Here is a 20323-nt window from a genome sequence, read left to right as displayed (position 1 = left end):
ATTTCTTCGCACTGTAACCAACAGTGTCTAATTGCCGCACTATCGTCTACGATCGCGTGAGGCATCAGCACGGATCGGCCGCGGCGTCCTCGCGCAGGAACTCATCTCATGAAAGTCCGCTTTCACCTGCTGCCCACCCTGCTGCTGGGCGCGTTCGTGCTGGCATTGACGACGGCCATGATCGTGTTTTCCATGTCCAGGCTGCGCAGCCTGTCCGAGGACGGCGCCAGCACGGTGTTCTCGCTGATCGCCCAGCGCAATGCCGACCAGCTGCAGGCGGCGCTGTCCAATGCCGTCGGCGTGGTCGACGCGCAGTCGATATTGCTGCCGCAGCAGGTGCAGGTGGGCGGCGCGATCAATCAGACCGCGCTGGTGCCCGCGCTGATGGCCTCGCTGCGCGCGCATCCGCGCATCTACAGCCTGTATTACGGCTTCGGCGACGGCTCGTTCCTGCAGGTGATCGGCGTGCGTGGCGACCCTCGCATCGCCGACCGCATACACGCGCCAGCGGGCACGTTCTATGCCATCCGACTGATCGATCCCGCCACGCACACCGAAACCTATCGCTTCCTGGCGCCCAACGAGAAAGAGCTGGGCACGCTGTCCAACACGGCCACCTACGTGCCCAGCTCGCGGCCCTGGTACGACAGCGCCCTGGCCGCGCCGGGCGTGCACATCACCGATCCGTATGTATTCGATTCGTTGCAGGGACTGGGCCTGACGCTGTCGCGCGCGCTGCGCGAAGGCAGCGGCGTGTTCGGCGCCGACGTCACCCTGGGCGACCTGGAAAGCTTCGCCTCGGAATCGCTGGAGGGCCGCGACGGCGGCGTGCTGATCGCGGACGACCGCGGCCGCGTGCTGGCCGCGCACGCCAGCCGCAGCTTCAATGCGCCGATGGTGGACACGCTGCAACTGGCCTCGCGCTCGGCCAATCCGCTGTTCGTGCAGGCGGCGCAGCTATTGCGCCAGAACGGCACGCGGATCATCACGGTGGGCGAGGCCGACCTGGCCTATGCCAGCCGTTCCGTGGCGGTCACGCCGCGCGCGTCGGTCCACGTGGTCGCCTTCGCGCCGATGAGCCTCTATACCGGCTCGGTGGACAACGCCCGCAATGGCCTGCTGGTGTTCGGACTGGCCGTCCTGGCGCTGTTCCTGCCGCTGACCTACGTGGTGGCGCGGCGCATCTCGGGCGCGCTGGAGCAGTTGGCCACCGATGCCGAACGCATCCAGCGCCTGGATTTCAGCGGCGAGCGTACGGTGCACTCGGTCTTTCGCGAGATCGACCTGCTGGGCGCGGCCCAGCACACCATGAAGACCGCCATCCGGCAGCGCACCGAAGAGCTCGACGACGCGCGCGTCAATCTGCAAGGCCTGCTGGACAGCGGCATGCAGCTGGCCTCGCGGCGCAGCCGCGACACCGTGCTGCGCCAGATTCTGGAAAGCGCTTGCCAGCTGGCCCACGCGCGCGCCGGCCAGTTCTGGCTGTGCACGCGCCAGGACACGCTGCAACTGGCCGCGCACGCCTACGAAGACAACCACGACTGGCCGACGCCCGCCCTGCACGTGTCGGCGCAGGACACACCGCTGGATCCTTGCGTGTGGGCCCTGGCGCACAAGCGGCCGCTGCGGCTGGACACCTCGGTGCACGAGTTCGACCTGGGCGTGCAGCGCCTGCTGCCGGGCGGCGAGCCCCGCGCGCTGCTGGCCGTGCCCGTACTGGCGCGCGGCGACAAGCCGCTGGGCGTGCTGGTGCTGTCGGATCACGGCCAGCGCCAGGGCGCGGGCTTCGACGCCGACACGCTGCGCTATGCCCAGACCCTGGCGGCGCAGGCCGGCATCGCCCTGGAGAACCTGGACCTGATGGCGGCGCAGCGCGAACTGATGGACTCGATGCTGCAGCTGATCGCGGGCGCCATCGACGCCAAGAGCGCCTACACCGGCGCGCATTGCGCGCGCGTGCCCGAACTGGCGCGCATGCTGGCCGAAGAGGCCTGCAAGGTGAAGAGCGGCCCGCTGGCCGGCTTCCGCTTCGAGACCGAGGAAGAATGGCGCGAATTCCGCATCGGCACCTGGCTGCACGATTGCGGCAAGGTCACCACGCCCGAGCACGTGGTGGACAAGGCCACCAAGCTGGAGACCATCTACAACCGCATCCACGAGATCCGCACGCGTTTCGAGGTGCTGCTGCGCGACGCCGAGATCCAGCGGCTGCAAGCGCTGCTGTCGGGCGCCGACCCCGGCGACGCGCAACGCGGCTACGAAGCCCAGCGCGCGCGGCTGCACGAGGACTACGCGTTCGTCGCCCAGTGCAACATCGGCGGCGAAGGCATGCCGGCGGGCACGGCCGAACGCCTGCGCCAGATCGGCGAGCGCACCTGGCTACGCTATTTCGACGACCGCATCGGCCTGTCGTACGCCGAGCAGGACCGCCTGGCCGCCGTGCCGGTGCCCGCGCTGCCCGTGCGCGAGCCCCTGCTGGCCGACCGGCCCGAGCACGTCGTGCCGCGCACGGACCGCCACCGCTACGACGAGCGCTACGGCTTCCGCATGGACGTGCCGCGCAACCTGTACGACTTCGGCGAACTGCACAACCTGGCCATCGAACGCGGCACGCTCACGCCCGAAGAGCGCTTCAAGATCAACGAGCACATCATCCAGACCATCGTGATGCTGGACCAGTTGCCCCTGCCGCCCAATCTGCAGCGCGTGCCCGAATACGCCGGCACGCACCACGAGACGCTGGCGGGCACGGGCTATCCGCGCCGCCTGCGCGGCGAACAGCTCTCCATCCCCGCGCGCATCATGGCCATCGCCGACATCTTCGAGGCCCTGACCTCGTCGGACCGTCCCTACAAGAAGGCCAAGCCGCTTTCCGAGGCGGTGCAGATCCTGGCGGGCTTTCGCAACCGCGGACACATCGACGGCGACCTGTTCAAGCTGTTCCTGAGCACGGGTGTGTTCCAGCGCTATGCGGAAACCTACCTGGCGCCGCAGCAGATCGACCATGTGGACGTGGCCGCGTACCTGGCCGACGCGAAGCCGGCGGGCTGAGCGCAAGCCCGCAAAAACAAGAAGCCCTCCTTTCGGAGGGCTTCGGGCATTGCTTTCGTCAGTCAGTGTTTCAGTCAGTGCATCGCATGCATGTCCATCGTCGAGGCCTGCGGATCGGAATCCGCCGTACTCGACGAGGCCGCGCCGTCCCGCTCGCTGGCAACCAGGTCCACGCGTTCGCGCAGTTCCTTGCCGGCCTTGAAGTGCGGCACCTGCTTACCAGGCACCAGCACTTGTTCGCCCGACTTCGGGTTGCGCCCGATCCTGGGAGACCGTTGCGACAACGAAAAGCTGCCGAAACCACGGATCTCGATGCGTTGACCCGAGGCCAGGGCCTGGGTCATTGCGTCAAGCATGGTCTTGACGGCGTAGTCGGTGTCGCGGGCGGCCAGCTGAGGGTAGCGGGCCGCCAGCGCGGCGATCAGCTCCGACTTGGTCACTTATCAACCGTCGTTGCGCTGTTGGTCCAGCTTGGCCTTCAGCAGGGCGCCCAGGTTGGTGGTGCCCGACGAGGCGCTGGCATCCGACATGCGCTGGATGGTCTCGGCCGTTTCGGCGTTGTCGCGAGCCTTGATCGACAGCTGGATCGAACGCGCCTTGCGGTCGATGTTGATGATCATGGCTTCGACGTTCTCGCCGGCCTTCAGCACGGTGGTGGCGTCTTCGACGCGGCCAGCGGAGATTTCCGAGGCGCGCAGGTAGCCTTCGACGTCGACCGACAGGGTGATGACGGCGCCCTTGGCTTCGACCGACTTGATCGTGCCAGGAACGACGGCGCCCTTGTCATAGGTGGCGACGAAGTTGTTGAAGGGGTCGCCTTCCAGCTGCTTGATGCCCAGCGAGATGCGTTCCTTGTCGGTGTCGATGCCCAGGACCACGGCTTCGAGCTCGTCGCCCTTCTTGAAGTTGCGCACGGCTTCTTCGCCGGTTTCCGTCCACGACAGGTCGGACAGGTGAACCAGGCCATCGATGCCGCCGGGCAGGCCGACGAACACGCCGAAGTCGGTGATCGACTTGATGGCGCCGCGGACCTTGTCACCACGCTTGAAGTTGGTGGCGAACTCTTCCCACGGGTTCTGGCGGCACTGCTTCATGCCCAGCGAGATACGGCGACGGTCTTCGTCGATCTCCAGGACCATGACTTCGACTTCTTCGCCCAGGGTGACGACCTTGCGCGGATCGACGTTCTTGTTGGTCCAGTCCATTTCGGAGACGTGCACCAGGCCTTCGATGCCGGCTTCGACTTCCACGAACGCGCCGTAGTCGGTCAGGTTGGTGACCTTGCCGAACAGACGGGTGCCTTGCGGGTAGCGGCGAGCCAGGCCCACCCACGGATCTTCGCCCAGCTGCTTGACGCCCAGCGAGACGCGGCTCTTTTCCTGGTCGAACTTGAGGACCTTGGCTTCGACTTCCTGACCCACCTGCAGGACCTCGGACGGGTGACGCACGCGGCGCCATGCCATGTCGGTGATGTGCAGCAGGCCATCGATGCCGCCCAGGTCGACGAACGCGCCGTAGTCGGTGATGTTCTTGACCACGCCCTTGACCACCGCACCTTCGTGCAGGGTTTCGAGCAGCTTCTGGCGCTCTTCGCCCATGCTGGCTTCCAGCACCTGGCGGCGCGACAGCACGACGTTGTTGCGCTTGCGGTCCAGCTTGATGACCTTGAATTCCAGGGTCTTGCCTTCGTACGGCGTCGTGTCCTTGACGGGGCGCAGGTCGACCAGCGAGCCCGGCAGGAACGCGCGGATGCCGTTGGTCATGACGGTCAGGCCGCCCTTGACCTTGCCGGTGATGGTGCCGGTGACCAGCTCGCCGTTCTCGAGCGCGGTTTCCAGCTGCAGCCAGGCCGACAGGCGCTTGGCGCGGTCACGCGACAGGATCGTGTCGCCGTAGCCGTTTTCCAGCGAGTCGATGGCCACGGAGACGTAGTCGCCGGGCTGGACTTCGAGTTCGCCTTGGTCGTTCAGGAACTCTTCCAGGGGAACCAGCGCCTCGGACTTCAGGCCGGCGTTGACGACCACGAAGTTGTGATCGATGCGAACGACTTCAGCGCTGATGACCTCACCGGACTTCATGTCCTGGTTCTTGAGGCTCTCGGCGAAGAGGGCGGCAAAGCTTTCGCCGCCAAAGTCGGAAGTGGAAACGGAAGACATTAGGTTATGCGTCCATGGCCAAAATGGCCGGTTTGAATACACGCCAGGGCGGATTGCCCGCCTCAGCGGAGTGAAAGAAACCTGTCGGCATCACGCATGCTTGCGGGGTGGTCCCGTGGGGATGCGCGCTTGGCCGCCAGGGCCTACAGCAAAAAATACAGCGAAAAAATCGGTGCAGCCTACTTCCCTGCCTGCCGGTGCCAATGATCCAGCACCGCCTGCACCGTCTGCTCGATCGTGAGATTCGACGAATCGAGCTCGTGGGCATCGGCCGCTGCGACCAGCGGCGCCGCGGCGCGCTGCGAGTCGCGCGCATCGCGTGCGCGCAAATCTTCCAGCACGGTGGATAGCAGGTCGTCAATATTAGCCGGATTTCCCTTGTCGATCAACTGCTTACACCGCCTCCGCGCCCTGGCCTCGACGTCGGCCACCAGAAATATCTTCAGCGGGGCGTCCGGAAAGACCACCGTGCCCATGTCGCGGCCGTCGGCCACCAGGCCGGGCGCCTGGCGGAAGGCCCGCTGGCGGTCCAGCAGCGCCTCGCGCAGGGCGGGATAGCCGGCGATGCGCGAGGCCAGGTTGCCCACCTGCTCCTGGCGGATCGCGTCCGCGACCTCGACGCCCTCCAGCAGGATGGACGGCCCCTCGAAGCGCACGTCCAGCGTGCGGGCCGCCTCGGCAAGCGTGGCGGCGTCATCGGAGGAGATGTTGCGGTTGATCGCGACCAGGGCGGTCAGGCGGTACAGCGCGCCGCTGTCCAGCACCGTCCAGCCCAGCGCGTCGGCCACGCGGTGGGCGATGGTGCCCTTGCCCGAGGCGGTGGGGCCATCGATGGCGATGACCGGGACGGCGCCGTCGGCGGGCGCCACAGGGGATGGATGCATGCGTATCCCTCTTGGATTCAGGAGCTGACCAGGCTCGCGTAGACGTCGAAATAGCCGGGGAACGTCTTGCTGACGCAGCCCGGGTCCAGAATACGCACCGCGGCGGGCCCGAAGGCGGCCAGCGAGAAGCACATCGCCATCCGGTGGTCGTCCCAGGTGCCGATGTGCGCGTCGCGCCATTGGCCTGGCTGGGGCGGCGTGATCCGCAACCAGTCCGGACCGGATTCCACCCGCGCGCCCAGCTTGGCCAGCTCTGTATGCATGGCGTGGATGCGGTCGGTTTCCTTGACGCGCCAACTGCCGATGTTGCGCAACAGGCACGGCCCGTCGGCGTACAGGGCCAGCGCAGCGGCGGTCATGGCGGCATCGGGAATCAGGTTGAAATCCGCGTCGAAGGCGCGCAGGCGTTCGCCCTGGGCGACCCGCACGCCAGTGGCTGAAAGCCAGCCGTCGCCGGATTCGATCGTGACGCCCATGGCGCGCAGCGTCTCGGCGAAAGCCACGTCGCCCTGAATGCTGTCCGCGTCGACACCGGTGACGCGCAGCGGACCGCCGCCGATGGCGCCCAGCGCCAGGAAGTACGAGGCCGTGGACGCGTCGCCCTCGACCGCGATGCGGCCCGGGCTGCGGTACGCCGCCTGCGCCGGCACCGTGAAGCGCTGCCAACCATCGCGCTGGACGGCCACGCCGTAGCGCGCCATCAGGTTCAGCGTGATCTCGATGTAGGGCTTGGAGATGAGTTCGCCGATGACCTCGATGGCCACCTCGCGCCCCGCGGCGCGCGCCAGCAGCGGCGCAGCCAGCAGCAGCGCCGTCAGAAACTGGCTGGACACGTTGCCCTGCACGCGCACGGGCGCGTCGGCGCGCGGCGCGCCCGGCTTGACGTGCAGCGGCGGGTAGCCGTCCTGGCCGAGATAATCGATGTCGGCGCCCAGGCCGCGCAAGGCGTCGACCAGGTCGCCGATGGGCCGCTCGTGCATGCGCGGCACGCCCGACAGGCGGTAGTCGCCGCCCATCAGCGCCAGCGCGGCGGTCAGCGGGCGGAAAGCGGTGCCCGCGTTGCCCAGGAACAGGTCGGCCTGGCGCGTGGGAAAGCGCATGGCGCCCTGTACCGTGACGCGGCCGGCGCCCTGGTCGTCCACGCGCACGCCCAGTTGCCGCAGCGCGGCCAGCATGACGCGCGTGTCGTCGGAATCCAGCAGGCCGGTGATCTCGGTGGCGCCTTCGGCCAGCGCCGCCAGCAGCAGCACGCGGTTGGAGATGCTCTTGGAACCCGGCAGGGCCACCTCGCCGCGCGCCAGGACGGCATGGGGCAGGTCGAGATGATCGGCTTCAGTCATGGAAGGTCTCTGGATTGTCGCGGTGCGCGTTGGCGGGTGTACCTTCGTGCTGCGCACTCCGGTATTCGCCCTTGGGGCGGCCCGGCGGGCTCATTGCGGGTCCTTGCGCCAGCTGCGGCGCGCCTGGGCCGCGTGCTCGAGCATGGCGTACAGGGCGGGGCCATCGCCGTCGCGCAGGGACCGCTCGGCCTGGTCCAGCACGGCGCGCAAGGCCGCCAGCTCGGACAGCAGCGCAGGTTGGTTGGACAGGAAGATGTCGCGCCACATCTCGGCGGATCCGGCCGCGATGCGGGTGAAATCGCGAAAACCGCTGCCGGCCAGCGCCAGGCGTTGCGTGGCGTCGTCTGCCGACGCCACCTGCGCCATGTACACGGACGACAGCAGATGCGGCAGGTGGCTGATCGAGGCCAGCACGCGGTCGTGGGCGTCGGCATCCATGTCGATGACCGACGCGCCGCAGTCCTGCCACGCGGCGCGCACGGCGGCCACGGCCTCGGGTGGGTTCTCGGGCAGTGGCGTCAGCACCACGGTGCGGCCCTGGTAGAGCGCGGCATCGGCCGCCTCGGGCCCGGTGCGCTCGGCGCCCGCGATGGGGTGGCCCGGCACGAAGCACGAAATGTGTTCGCCCAGCGCGGCGCGCGCGGCCTCGACCACTTCCGCCTTGGTGCTGCCGCCGTCGGTGAGCACGATGCCCGGCCGCAAGTGCGGGCGCATGCGCGCCAATACCGGGCCCAGGCTGCCCACGGGCGTGGCCAGCATGACCAGGTCGGCGCGCTGCGCGGCCTGTTCGGCATCGACCGCCTGATCGATGAGGCCCAGTTCGACGGCGCGCTGCAGCGATTGCGGATTGCGCCCCACGCCCAGCACCTGCCCCACCCTGCCCGCCCGGCGCAGCGCGGCGGCGAACGAACCGCCGATCAGGCCGACGCCGACGATGGCCAATACGGGTGCGGCGTCGCTCATTTGCCGGCCGACAGGACCTGCTCGAGCGCCTCGATGAAGCGCGTGTTCTCGTGCGGCAGGCCGATGGTGACGCGCAGCCATTCGGGCAGGCCGTCGCCGGCCACCGGGCGCACGATCACGCCACGCTTGAGCAGTTCCAGGTTGATGCGGGGCGCGTCGCCCACGTGCACCAGCACGAAGTTGCCATAGCTGGGCACGTACTTCAGGCCCAGCCGGTCGAAGGCCTGGCACAGCTGCGCCTTGCCGGCCTTGTTGCCCGTGTAGGCCTGCTCGAGGTACGCCGCGTCGCCCAGCGCCGCGACGGCGGCGGCCTGGGCCAGCGTGTTGACGTTGAACGGCTGCCGCACGCGGTTCAGCAGGTCGGTCAGGCGCGGCTGCGCCAGCGCGAAGCCCACGCGCAGGCCGGCCAGGCCATAGGCCTTGGAGAACGTGCGCGACACGATCAGGTTGGGGAACTGGCGGACCAGTTCGGTGCTGTCGAAGCGCAGCTCCGGATCGAGGTATTCGTTGTAGGCCTCGTCCAGCACCACGGTGACGCGGTCGCCATGGGCATCGCGCACGCGCTCGAGGAAGGCCTGCAGCTGCGGCCCGCCGATGAAGGTGCCGGTGGGATTATTGGGGTTGGCGATGAACAGCAGGCGCGTGTCGTCGGCGATGGCCGCGAACATGGCGTCCAGGTCATGGCCGTAGTCGCGCGCCGGCACCATGACGTGGCGCGCGCCGCGCGCCTGCGTGGCCAGCTTGTAGACGACGAAGGCATGCTGCGCGTAGACCGACGACGTGCCGGGCGACAGCAGCGCCAGCGCGGCGATCTCGAGGATGTCGTTGGAGCCGTTGCCCAGCGTGATCCAGTCCATGGGCACGCCATAGCGCTTGGACAGCGCCGTCTTCAGGTCGAAGCCGTTGGGATCCGGGTAGCGCGCCAGCGCCTCGGCGGCGGCCGCGATGGCCGCGCGCGCCGAGGCGGGCATGCCCAGCGGGTTCTCGTTGGAGGCCAGCTTGACGATGCCGGCCGGGTCCAGCCCGAACTCGCGGGCCAGCTCGTCGATGGGCTTGCCGGCCTGGTACGGCGCGATCGCGTTGATGTGGGCGGGCGCGGCGAAGGTCTTGTCGTTGCTCATGGTGCGTAGCCTATTGGGCCGGGTACGAGCCCAGCAGCTTGAAGAAGGCGACCTGCGCCTGCAGCGCCGCCAGGGCCTGCGCCACGTTCGCGTCGTCGCGGTGGCCCAGCAGGTCGATGTAGAAGTAGTACTCCCATTGGCCGGTGCGCGCCGGCCGCGACTCGAAGCGCGTCATGGACACGCCGCTGGCGGCCAGGGGCGACAGCATCTCGTACACGGCGCCCGCGCGGTTGGGCACGGCCAGGATCAGGCTGGTCTTGTCGCGCCCGCTGGGGCCGGGCTTGAGCGTGCCGATGGCCAGGAAGCGCGTGCGGTTCTGCGCATCGTCCTGGATGCCCGAGGCGACCACCGCCAGGCCCCAGGCGGGCGCGGCGACTTCGCCGGCGATGGCGGCCACCGACGGATCTTCCGCGGCCACGCGCGCGGCCTCGGAGTTGCTGGCCGCGGCCACGCGTTCCAGTTCGGGATAGTTGCGCGTCAGCCAGCCCTGGCACTGGGCCAGCGCCTGCGGGTGCGCCGAGATGGCCTTGATGCCGTCCATGCTGCCGCTCTTGCTCATCAGGCAGTGGCGGATGACCAGCGAACGCTCGCCCAGGATCTGCAGCGGCGACCCCAGCAGCAGGTCCAGGCTGCGGTTGACCGCGCCTTCGGTGGAGTTCTCGACCGGCACCATGCCCACGTCGGCCTGCCCTGCCTCGACGGCGCGGAAGACCTCGTCGAACGAGGCGCACGGCAGGCGCTGCACCGAATGGCCGAAATGATCCAGCGCCGCCTGCTCGGAGAACGAGCCCTGCGGGCCCAGGTAGGCCACGGTCATGCCGCGCTCCAGGCCGCGGCAGGCCGACATGATCTCGGTCCAGACGGCCGCCACGCCCGCGTTGGGGAACGGCCCGGGATTGTTCTGCTGCAGCGTGCGGATGACGGCGGCTTCGCGCTCGGGGCGCAGCACCGCGCCGTCGGCCTGCACGGCATGCTTGGCCTCGCCCACGGCCTGGGCCGTGCGGGCCCGTTCGCACAGCAGGTTCAGGATCTGCGCATCGATGGAATCGATGCGTTCGCGCAGCGGGCGCAGCGCGGCTTGCAGCGCGGTGTCATCCATGGGTGCGTTCGAACTCCTTCAGGTACTGGACCAGGGCCTGCACACCCGCCAGCGGCATGGCGTTGTAGATGGAGGCGCGCATGCCGCCCACGCTCTTGTGGCCCTTCAATTGCGTCAGGCCCGCCGCGTCGGCACCTTTCAGGAAGGCGTCGTTGAGCGAGTCGTCGCGCAGCACGAACGGCACGTTCATGCGCGACCGCACCGGCGCGTGCACCGGGTTGCGGTAGAACGAGGAGCTGTCCAGGTAACCGTACAGCAACTCGGCCTTGGCCGCGTTGGCGGCCTCGATGCCGTCGACGCCGCCCTGCTCCTTGATCCACTTGAACACCAGGCCGGCCACGTAGATGGCGTAGGCCGGCGGCGTGTTGTAGCGCGAGTGCTCGGCGGCCACGTTGGCGTAGTCGAACGCCGACGGGCAGATGGACAGCGCATGGCCCAGCAGGTCGCGGCGCGCGATGACCACGGTGGCGCCGGCCGGGCCGACGTTCTTCTGCGCGCCCGCGAACACCAGGCCGGCGCGCTCGATGTCGAGCTTGCGCGACAGGAAGTGCGACGAGGCGTCGACCACCAGCGGCACGTCGGGCGCGCCCAGCGCGGCCATGTCGGGCCAGTCCACGGTCTCGACGCCGCCGATGGTTTCATTGCTGCACAGGTGCAGGTAGGCGGCGTCCTTGCGGATGTTCCAGGTGTCGGCGGGCGGCGACCACGTGAAGGCGGCCTGCTGCGCGCCGTCGATCTCGGCGGCCGCGCCGCTGGTGGCCGCGACTTGCGCGTCACCATAGCGGCCCGCTTCCTTGTGCGAGCGCACCGACCAGTGGCCGGTGAGCACGAAATCGGCCGAAGGCGAGGCGCGGCGCCCCATCAGGTTCATCGGCACGATGGCGTTCTCGCCCAGCCCGCCGCCCTGCATGAACATGATGGCGTAGTCGGCGGGCAGGCCCAGCAGCTCGCGCAGGTCGTTTTCGGCCTCGTCGCAGATCTGCACGAAGTGCTTGCCGCGATGGCTCATTTCCATGACCGACATGCCGCTGCCGCGCCAGTCGAGCATTTCGGCCGCGGCCTGCCGCAGCACCGCTTCGGGCAGGGCCGACGGACCGGCCGAGAAATTCCAGGGACGCGCCATGCGTTACTCCGTAGATCCGGTGGAAGAGGATTCCCCCGCGTCGTCCTGCGACGGCGCGCCATTGTCGTTGTCGATGCCGTCGCCGTCCTCGCCTTCGATCTCGTCCGCGTCGCTCTCGACCACGCGGCGCACGCCGGACAGGCTGCTGCCGTCATCCACGCTGATCAGCGTGACGCCCTGCGTGGCGCGGCCCATTTCGCGGATCTCGGACACGCGGGTGCGCACCAGCACGCCGCCCGTGGTGATCAGCATGATCTCGTCGGACGGGCGCACCAGCACGGCGCCCACGACCTTGCCGTTGCGCGACGAGGTCTGGATGGCGATCATGCCCTTGGTGCCGCGGCCGTGGCGGGTGTACTCGACGATGGAGGTGCGCTTGCCGTAGCCGTTCTCGGTGGCGGTCAGCACGCTTTGCGATTCGTCCTCGGCCACCAGCAGCGAGATGACGGTCTGGCCGTCCTCGAGCTGCATGCCGCGCACGCCGCGCGCGTTGCGGCCCATCGGGCGCACGTCGTTCTCGTCGAAGCGCACGGCCTTGCCGGCGTCGGAGAACAGCATCACGTCGTGCTTGCCGTCGGTGAGGTCGGCACCGATGAGGAAGTCGCCGTCATCCAGGTCGACGGCGATGATGCCGGCCTTGCGCGGGTTGGAGAAGTCGGACAGCGGGGTCTTCTTGACCGTGCCGCGCGAGGTGGACATGAAGACGTAATGGTCTTCGCTGAATTCCTTGACGGGCAGCACCACCGTGATCTTCTCGCCTTCGGCCAGCGGGAACATGTTGACGATGGGACGGCCGCGCGAGCCGCGCGTGCCCTGCGGCACTTCCCAGACCTTCAGCCAGTACACGCGGCCACGGTTGGAGAAGCACAGCAGGAAGTCGTGCGTGTTGGCGATGAACAGCTGGTCGATCCAGTCGTTCTCCTTCATCGCCGTGGCCTGCTTGCCGCGGCCGCCGCGCTTCTGCGACCGGTATTCGGACAGCGGCTGGCTCTTGATGTAGCCGCTGTGCGACATGGTGACCACCATGTCCATCGGCGTGATCAGGTCTTCGGTGTCGATGTCGGACGCATTGACCTCGATCTCGGAGCGGCGCACGTCCTTCGTGTTGGTGGCGAACTCGGCCTTGATGGCCTGCAGCTCGTCGCCGATGATCGTGGTGATGCGCTCGGGACGCGACAGGATGTCCAGCAGATCGGCGATGTTGTCCATCACTTCGCGGTATTCGCCGACGATCTTGTCCTGCTCCAGGCCAGTCAGGCGCTGCAGGCGCATGTTGAGGATTTCCTGCGCCTGGGTGTCGGACAGGCGGTACAGCCCGTCGTCCTGCAGGCCGAATTCGGCCGCCAGGTCGTCGGGACGGTAGGCCGCCCGGCCGCCCGGGGTGTTGCCCTCGTCGGCGCGCGCCAGCATCTCGCGCACCAGCGAGGAATCCCACGTGCGCGCCATCAGTTCCTGGCGGGCCACCGGCGGGGTCGGCGCGGCCTTGATGATGGCGATGAAATCGTCGATGTTGGCCAGCGCCACGGCCAGGCCTTCCAGCACGTGGCCGCGTTCGCGCGCCTTGCGCAGCTGGAACACCGTGCGGCGCGTGACCACTTCGCGGCGGTGCTGCAGGAAGTAGGCGATCAGCTGCTTCAGGTTCAGCAGGCGGGGCTGGCCGTCGACCAGCGCCACCAGGTTCATGCCGAAGGTGTCCTGCAGCTGCGTGTTCTTGTACAGGTTGTTGAGGACGACCTCGGGGACCTCGCCGCGCTTGAGCTCGATGACCAGGCGCATGCCGTCCTTGTCCGACTCGTCGCGGATGTCGGAGATGCCCTCGATCTTCTTTTCGTTGACCAGCTCGGCGATGCGCTCCTGCAGCGTCTTCTTGTTGACCTGGTAAGGAATGGCGTCGACCACGATGGCCTGGCGATTGCCCTTCTCCATGTCCTCGAAGTGCACCTTGGCGCGCATGACCACGCGGCCGCGGCCCGTGCGATAGCCTTCGCGCACGCCGCCCATGCCGTAGATGATGCCGCCCGTGGGGAAGTCGGGCGCCGGGATGAACTCCATCAGCTCGTCGATGGAGCATTCCGGGTTGCGCAGGCAGTACAGGCAGCCGTCCACCACTTCCGACAGATTGTGCGGCGGGATGTTGGTGGCCATGCCCACGGCGATGCCCGAACTGCCGTTGACCAGCAGGTTGGGCAGGCGCGAGGGCAGCAGGAGCGGTTCTTGCTCACTGCCGTCGTAGTTCGGACCGAAATCGACGGTTTCCTGGTCGATGTCGGCCAGCAGTTCGTGCGCGATCTTGGCCAGGCGGATTTCGGTGTAACGCATCGCCGCGGCGTTGTCGCCGTCGATGGAGCCGAAGTTGCCCTGGCCGTCGACCAGCATGTAGCGCATGGAGAAGTCCTGCGCCATGCGGACGATGGTGTCGTACACCGACTGGTCGCCGTGGGGGTGGTATTTACCGATGACGTCCCCGACGATACGCGCCGACTTCTTGTAGGCGCGGTTCCAGTCGTTGTTCAGTTCGTGCATGGCGTACAGCACGCGCCGATGCACGGGCTTCAGGCCGTCGCGCACATCGGGCAACGCCCGGCCTACGATCACGCTCATTGCGTAATCGAGGTAGCTGCGGCGCATCTCTTCTTCCAGCGATACCGGAAGCGTCTCCTTGGCAAAGGAATCCATATGTGTGGCGACTGAATCGTGTAAGGGATGGACCCGGGCCGGGCAAACGGGAAATTTTATCATCCAGCGGCATACCCCCCGCCGGACCGCCTTTTGCGGACCCGTCGCAAGCCCCCCGCGGACCGCAACATTTCGTCATTGCGGCCTTGTTGCCAAAAACCAACATGAATATCCTGCGAAGCATGGAAAAGCCGCTATAGCAGGGGAATGGGAGGGTCCAGGGAAGCCAAAGACGGGCAAATGCCTTAAGATTGTTTCCAGCACGCAGGAGACCCAGCAGCAGTGCTTGAACACGTTCCAGGCATTGTTATACTGGCCCCGTTTTCCTGATATGCGGCGGGGGTCGCTGCGAGTCATCTATCCAGCTTCAAGCTCAACGAGGAGAAACATGAACAAACCCTCCAAATTCGCTCTGGCTCTTGCCTTCGCCGCCGTCACGGCCTCTGGTGCGGCCTCCGCCCAGACCATCGACAACTGGCGCAATGCATTCGGCACGGTGTGGAAGAACGGCACCAACGAACTCTGCTGGCGCGATGCCTTCTGGACCCCCGCTACCGGCATCCCCGGCTGCGACGGCGTGCCGGTCGCCCAGGCTGCCCAGCCGGCGCCCCCGCGTGCTCAGCCGACCGCTTCGAAGGTCGTCTTCAACGCCGATACGTTCTTCGACTTCGACAAGTCGACGCTGAAGCCGGAAGGCCGCCAGCTGCTGGATCAAGTGGCTTCCCAGATCAACACCATCAATCTGGAAACCCTGATCGCCGTTGGCCACACCGACTCGATCGGTTCGGACGCCTACAACCAGAAGCTGTCCGAGCGCCGTGCCGCTTCGGTCAAGTCCTACCTGGTCACCAAGGGCGTGGATCCCAACCGTATCTACACGGAAGGCAAGGGCGAGAAGCAGCCCGTCGCCTCGAACTCGACCCGCGAAGGCCGCGCGAAGAACCGTCGCGTGGAAATCGAGATCGTCGGTACCCGCCGCTAAGCAGATCGACCGGCTTCACAGCCGGTACAATAAAGGGCCACGCACTGCGTGGCCCTTTTTTTTGCCGCCGGCCCACCCGGGCAGTCCGCCTTTCATATATAGGGAAGCGGCAAGCCCGGCGTGCGGCGCGGGGCTTCCCTTGCTTTCGCGGACGGCCGCCCATGACCCCAGATACCTCTGCACGCCCCGTCAACGCCAACCAGGCCGAACTGGACAAGTTCAGCGCCCTGGCCTCGCGCTGGTGGGACCCCGAAAGCGAATTCAAGCCCCTGCACGCCATCAACCCCCTGCGCCTGGAATGGATCCAGGAAGTGGCGGGCAGCCTGGCGGGCAAGCGGGTGCTGGACGTGGGCTGCGGCGGCGGCATCCTGTCCGAAAGCATGGCGCGCGCCGGCGGCAAGGTCACCGGCATCGACCTGGCCGACAAGTCCCTGAAGGTGGCGCGGCTGCACGGGTTGGAATCCGGCGTGCCGGTGGAGTACCGCAAGGTGCCGGTGGAAGACCTGGCCACCGAGCAGCCCGGCCAGTACGACGTGGTCACGTGCATGGAGATGCTCGAGCACGTGCCCAACCCCGCCTCCATCGTGCAGGCCTGCGCCACGCTGGCCAGGCCGGGCGGCTGGGTGTTCTTCTCCACGCTGAACCGCAACCCCAAGTCCTTCCTGTTCGCCATCATCGGCGCCGAGTACGTGCTGCGCCTGCTGCCGCGCGGCACCCACAGCTACGAACATTTCATCAAGCCCAGCGAACTGGCCTCGTCGGTGCGCCAGGCGGGCCTCGAGACCGTGGGCATGCGCGGCATGGAATACAACCCCATCACCAAGATCTATACGCTGTCGGCGGATACGTCGGTGAACTACCTGATGGCGACGAGAAAATGAGCATGCCGGGCCGCCCCAAGAGCGAATACCGGAGTGCGCAGCACGAAGGTGCACCCATGACGACCGCCCTGGTCCTGTTCGACTTCGACGGCACGCTGGCCGACACCGCCCCCGACCTGGCGGCCGCCGCCAACCGGCAGCGCATCCGCCAGGGGCTGGAGCCCCTGCCCTACGAGGCCCTGCGCCCGGTGGCCTCGCATGGCGCGCGCGGCCTGCTGCGCGTTGCGCTGGGCCTCAAGCCCGAAGACCCGGGCTACGAGGCCGTGCGCCTGCAGTTCCTGGAAGACTACGCGGCAGGCTCCACCGTGCACAGCCGCCTGTTCCCGGGCATCGCCGAACTGCTGGCGCGCCTGGAACGGCATGGCCTGTCCTGGGGCATCGTCACCAACAAGGTGTCCTACCTGGCCCTGCCCATCATCGAGCACCTGGGCCTGGCCCGGCGCAGCGCCGCCACCGTCTGCGGCGACACGGCAGGCCATCCCAAGCCGCACCCGGCGCCGCTGCTGCTGGCGGCCAGCCAGGCCGGCATCTCGCCCGAGCGCAGCGTCTACGTGGGCGACGACCTGCGCGACGTGCAGGCGGCCCATGCCGCGGGCATGCCCGCGGTGGCGGCGGCCTACGGGTACATCGGGATAGACGGGGATGCCACCGCATGGCAGGCTGAAGCCTGTGCCGATGACGTCGAGGCCCTGTGGCCCGCCATCCAGGCGCTGTTGCCGGCGGACGTGCGCGACGCATTGTCCAACCAGGCCGAACAGTAAAGCCAAGTTCGCGGTCTTTATCCGGCCGCACTTCCACCTTAAAGTGACAACGATCCCGCGGTAAGCGCGCCTTTTCGGCGCTGGCCGCGCGTTTCCCATTTCCCTATCAGACTCAGCGCGCGACCCCATGGCCGCGTGCCCGCTGGCCGTTCCATCATGCCTTTGTTGCCCATCCTGCTGCTGTCCGCGTCCGGGTTCACCATCCTGACGACCGAGTTCCTTATCATCGGCCTGTTGCCGCCGATGGCACGCGACCTGCACGTCTCGGTGTCGCAGGCCGGCCTGCTGGTATCGCTGTTCGCCTTCACGGTGGCGGCCACCGGTCCGCTGCTGACGGCGCTGATGACCAACGTCGAACGCAAGCGGCTGTTCATCGGCGTGCTGGTGCTGTTCGGCCTGTCCAACACGCTGGCGGCCCTGGCGCCCGACATTGGCACCATGGCCGTCGCGCGCCTGGTGCCGGCGCTCGCCCTGCCCGTCTTCTGGTCGCTGGCCAGCGCCACGGCGGTGGAGATCGTGGGGCCTGAGCGCGCAGGCCGGGCCATCTCCATGGTGGCCTTCGGCATCGTGGCGGCCACGGTATTCGGCATTCCCATCGGCGTGCTGATCTCCGACGTGCTGGGCTGGCGCGCCGCCTTCGGTATCCTGGCCGCGGTGGCGTTCGCCAAGGCGCTGATGCTGCTGCTGACCTTTCCGCGCATCCGCCGCCAGGGCGAAATCGTGCGGCTGCGCCAGCAGGTGCGCATCCTGCGCGACCCGTTGGTCCTGGGCCACGTGCTGCTGTCCTTGCTGGTGTTCACCGGCATGTTCACCGCCTACACCTATCTGGCCGACATGCTGGAACGGCTGGCCGGGTTCGACGGCCAGGTGGTCGGCTGGACCATGATGGCCTTCGGCGGCATCGGCATCGTGGGCAACTGGCTGGGTGGCCGCCTGGTGGACCGCAGCCCGCTGGGCGCGACGCTGCTGTTCGGCACCATCATGGCGGCCGGACTGGCGTTCGTCACACTGGTGATGCGCGCGCCCGTGCTGCTGGCCCTGGCGCTGGCTGCCTGGGGCGTCGCCCAGGCCGCCCTGTTCATCGTCTGCCACGTGCGGCTGATGAAGGCCGCGCCGCAGGCGCCGGCCTTCGCGGCCTCGCTGAACATCTCGGGCGCCAATGCCGGCATCGGGCTGGGCGCGGTGGTCGGCGGCTACGTCATCGATCACCACGGCCTGGTGGCGCTGGGCGGCGCGGCCGCCGGCGTGCTGGCGGTCGGCATGCTGCTGGCGCTGGGGCTGATGGCCATGACGCGGCGAGCGCAAGCGGCCCAGACCGCGGCGCTGGTCGAGGGTGCGCCGGCTTGCCAGCAATGCTGATATGGCGGTGCCGACAGGCGGCGGCTCGTCCCCCTTCCCTTGCGACAGCGGAAAGCTCGTGGGCGCGGGTTCAATTCCCGCGAGCCTGCCGTCCTCGGTCATGACAATGTCGTCAAAACACTCTACGCGCGGGCAAACTCCTGCATAAAAGCGTACAATTGCAGGTCTGGGGCCGATCCGGATTCGACGTGGGTCGCGAAACAGTTCAGGGCATGTCGAGCACCAGTTCGCTCGTAAAACCACTGGAAACAATCAAACGCCAACGACGAGCGTTTCGCTCTCGCCGCTTAAGCGGTGAGCCGCTGCACCGATCTGTCCTTGGGTCGGGCGGAGGAAGGGCAACCTTCCTAAGGATTTCTGTCTAGGGCCTATATCCCCCGAAGCAGTTTCTTCCTGAACCGCAGCAGTGTTATCTACAAGGAATCGGCTTGCGCTGGGGTCACACGGCGCTGGTTTAAATTACGTGAATCGCTCTGGGCCGGCCTGTCGATCGGCTAAGTCCAGGGTTAAAACGAAATAGGTCGACTACGCATGTAGAACTGACTGCAGAGGGCTTGCGGACGCGGGTTCAATTCCCGCCGGCTCCACCAGATACTTGCCCGGCATCGCCCGCCGGGCAGCAAGAAATCCCCAGCAAGCCTCGCTTCCTGGGGATTTTTTTATGCTCCCGTGCGCCTGGCTCGGCGACGCCGCCTAGAAGTCCGAGGCCAACGCGGCCGCCCGCTGCCTGGCCTGTGCGATCGTTTCGGCTGCCAGCGCGTCCCATGTATGTTCCACCGCCAGGCTCCGGACGTCCTGCACGCCGATGAACGCCAGCCAGAACGCGATGTATTGCTGTTGATGCGCGAAGCCGGGATCGGTGCCGCCCGCCTCGGCGTCACGGCTTTGCCCGCGGACATGGATGACCAGCGCGCGCGGCACCTTCAGCATCGGGCCATACGTTTTGCCGTCGAACGTGAACAGCAGGTTGCGCTGGCTGACGAGGTCGATCAGCTGCTTGAGCTTGTAGGGATAGCCGAAATTCCACATGGGAACGCCAACGACGATGCGGTCCGCCTGCTGGAAGCGTGCCGCGAGCGCCCGGATGCGTTGCCACGTCGACAGCTCCGCGGCATCCATGGGCGCGTTCGCCACGCCCTTGTATTTCGCGCCGATGGCGGCGCCGTCGAAGTCCGGAAGGTCTTCGTCCCAGACGTTCAGCGTGTCGACCTCGAGCGAGGGGCGGGCCTTGCCATAGGCCTCGATGAAGGCGTCGGCCACGGCGATCGAGGCGGACCTTGCGCCACGGGGAGAAGACACGATGTTCAGCAGCCGCATGAGGCGTCGCTCCGTACCAGTGTGTGGAAACAATGCGTGGAAAGGCGCTTATCGGGGCCGTCCCGCCCGGGCCGCCGCGGCGTCCAGGGCCCGCGAGAAACGCGCGATGTCCTGTGCCGTGAACTGGGCCAGGAACAGCTCTTCGACGGCCGTTTCGTAGATCGCCCACATCTTCTTGCGCAGGGTCCTGCCCTGCCGCGTCACCGTCAGGATCGCCGCGCGGCCGTCCTCGGCCGACCGCACGCGGGTGACCAGTCCTTCCCGCTCCAGCCGGTCCACCAGGCGCGTCAGGTTGTAGCGCTCGATCGCCAGGACGTCGGCCAGCTCATGCATGCGGCGGCTGCCTTCCGCCCCGCTTTCGATGCCCCACAGCACGTCATACCAGGCGTAGGCCGGCAAGCCCGCCTCGGACAGGCGCCGGTCGATCTCGCGGATCAGCGTCCGGTGCGAGCGCACGAAGGAAAACCATAGATCGGGTGGTGCCACGGCCATGCCGGTCTCCGTATGGACAAGTAGTTGCAGTTGCAATCGTACCGCAAAGCGCTCAGAATCCGCAATCGATTGCAATTGCAATTCATCGGATGATTTGCCGACCCGGCGGCCGTCCGGG

16 protein-coding genes and 1 other RNA gene are annotated in these 20323 nt (G+C 67.5%); 6 read left to right on the top strand and 11 right to left on the bottom strand.

Translation table 11 applies throughout. The features are described from left to right. Positions 1–108: 108 nt before the first annotated feature. Entirely contained in the window at positions 109–3051 is a 2943-nt protein-coding gene (locus tag FS845_RS21085) for an HD domain-containing phosphohydrolase (RefSeq protein WP_144638994.1), read from the top strand. A 74-nt stretch (positions 3052–3125) separates the two neighbouring features. Here FS845_RS21085 and FS845_RS21080 read toward each other — a convergent pair whose 3' ends face one another. From FS845_RS21080 to gyrA, 9 genes are all read right to left on the bottom strand, one after another. Continuing rightward, the gene (locus tag FS845_RS21080) at positions 3126–3491 is read right to left on the bottom strand and encodes an integration host factor subunit beta (protein ID WP_144638992.1); all 366 of its coding nucleotides are present in this window, start codon (positions 3489–3491) and stop codon (positions 3126–3128) included. Positions 3492–3494: 3 nt separating this feature from the next. Next, on the bottom strand, positions 3495–5207 hold the full coding sequence (gene rpsA, locus FS845_RS21075) for a 30S ribosomal protein S1 (RefSeq protein WP_144638989.1): 1713 nt from the start codon (positions 5205–5207) through the stop codon (positions 3495–3497). Positions 5208–5386: 179 nt separating this feature from the next. Further along, positions 5387–6091 (bottom strand): (d)CMP kinase, encoded by a 705-nt coding sequence (gene cmk, locus FS845_RS21070; protein ID WP_144638987.1) that lies wholly within the window; start codon positions 6089–6091, stop codon positions 5387–5389. A 17-nt stretch (positions 6092–6108) separates the two neighbouring features. After that, positions 6109–7431: a 3-phosphoshikimate 1-carboxyvinyltransferase gene (gene aroA, locus FS845_RS21065; protein ID WP_144638984.1), complete on the bottom strand. Its 1323-nt coding sequence runs from the start codon at positions 7429–7431 to the stop codon at positions 6109–6111. A gap of 90 nt (positions 7432–7521) precedes the next feature. After that, entirely contained in the window at positions 7522–8394 is an 873-nt protein-coding gene (locus tag FS845_RS21060; protein WP_144638980.1) for a prephenate dehydrogenase, read from the bottom strand. After that, on the bottom strand, positions 8391–9515 hold the full coding sequence (gene hisC, locus FS845_RS21055) for a histidinol-phosphate transaminase (RefSeq protein WP_144638978.1): 1125 nt from the start codon (positions 9513–9515) through the stop codon (positions 8391–8393). The genes FS845_RS21060 and hisC overlap by 4 nt, the downstream gene beginning before the upstream one ends. Before the next feature lie 10 nt (positions 9516–9525). Beyond that, the gene (gene pheA, locus FS845_RS21050) at positions 9526–10614 is read right to left on the bottom strand and encodes a prephenate dehydratase (protein WP_144638976.1); all 1089 of its coding nucleotides are present in this window, start codon (positions 10612–10614) and stop codon (positions 9526–9528) included. Further along, complete coding sequence (gene serC, locus FS845_RS21045) at positions 10607–11737, bottom strand: 3-phosphoserine/phosphohydroxythreonine transaminase (protein ID WP_144638973.1); 1131 nt, start codon at positions 11735–11737, stop codon at positions 10607–10609. The genes pheA and serC overlap by 8 nt, the downstream gene beginning before the upstream one ends. Positions 11738–11740: 3 nt before the next feature. Then, a complete protein-coding gene (gene gyrA / locus FS845_RS21040) occupies positions 11741–14413 on the bottom strand; it encodes a DNA gyrase subunit A (RefSeq protein WP_144638971.1) in 2673 nt (890 codons plus the stop codon). Positions 14414–14801: 388 nt separating this feature from the next. On the opposite strand from gyrA, the gene ompA reads away from it, so the two are divergent. The 5 genes from ompA to ssrA all read left to right on the top strand — a co-directional run bounded on the left by ompA (position 14802) and on the right by ssrA (position 18986). Beyond that, positions 14802–15395, top strand: coding sequence for an outer membrane protein OmpA (gene ompA / locus FS845_RS21035; RefSeq protein WP_144638969.1), 594 nt, complete (start codon positions 14802–14804; stop codon positions 15393–15395). Between the two features lie 161 nt (positions 15396–15556). Then, on the top strand, positions 15557–16276 hold the full coding sequence (gene ubiG / locus FS845_RS21030; protein ID WP_144638967.1) for a bifunctional 2-polyprenyl-6-hydroxyphenol methylase/3-demethylubiquinol 3-O-methyltransferase UbiG: 720 nt from the start codon (positions 15557–15559) through the stop codon (positions 16274–16276). Between the two features lie 56 nt (positions 16277–16332). Then, entirely contained in the window at positions 16333–17037 is a 705-nt protein-coding gene (locus tag FS845_RS21025) for an HAD-IA family hydrolase (protein WP_144638965.1), read from the top strand. A gap of 156 nt (positions 17038–17193) precedes the next feature. Beyond that, positions 17194–18396 carry an MFS transporter gene (locus FS845_RS21020; protein ID WP_144638963.1) on the top strand — a complete coding sequence of 401 codons (1203 nt, stop codon included), beginning with the start codon at positions 17194–17196 and terminating at the stop codon, positions 18394–18396. Between the two features lie 168 nt (positions 18397–18564). Then, positions 18565–18986: a transfer-messenger RNA gene (ssrA, locus tag FS845_RS21015) on the top strand. A gap of 103 nt (positions 18987–19089) precedes the next feature. On the opposite strand, the gene FS845_RS21010 is transcribed toward ssrA, so the two are convergent. Together FS845_RS21010 and FS845_RS21005 are read right to left on the bottom strand one after the other, a co-directional pair. Next, positions 19090–19713: an FMN-dependent NADH-azoreductase gene (locus FS845_RS21010; protein WP_144638961.1), complete on the bottom strand. Its 624-nt coding sequence runs from the start codon at positions 19711–19713 to the stop codon at positions 19090–19092. A 48-nt stretch (positions 19714–19761) separates the two neighbouring features. Further along, entirely contained in the window at positions 19762–20205 is a 444-nt protein-coding gene (locus FS845_RS21005; protein ID WP_144638959.1) for a MarR family winged helix-turn-helix transcriptional regulator, read from the bottom strand. Positions 20206–20323: the final 118 nt, after the last annotated feature.

The sequence above is a fragment of the Bordetella genomosp. 13 genome, assembly GCF_007679965.1.
In the GTDB taxonomy this organism is placed as follows: Bacteria; Pseudomonadota; Gammaproteobacteria; order Burkholderiales; family Burkholderiaceae_B; genus Bordetella.
The sequence above is the reverse complement of the archived record's forward strand: the minus strand, read 5'-3'. Positions and strand labels throughout refer to the sequence as shown.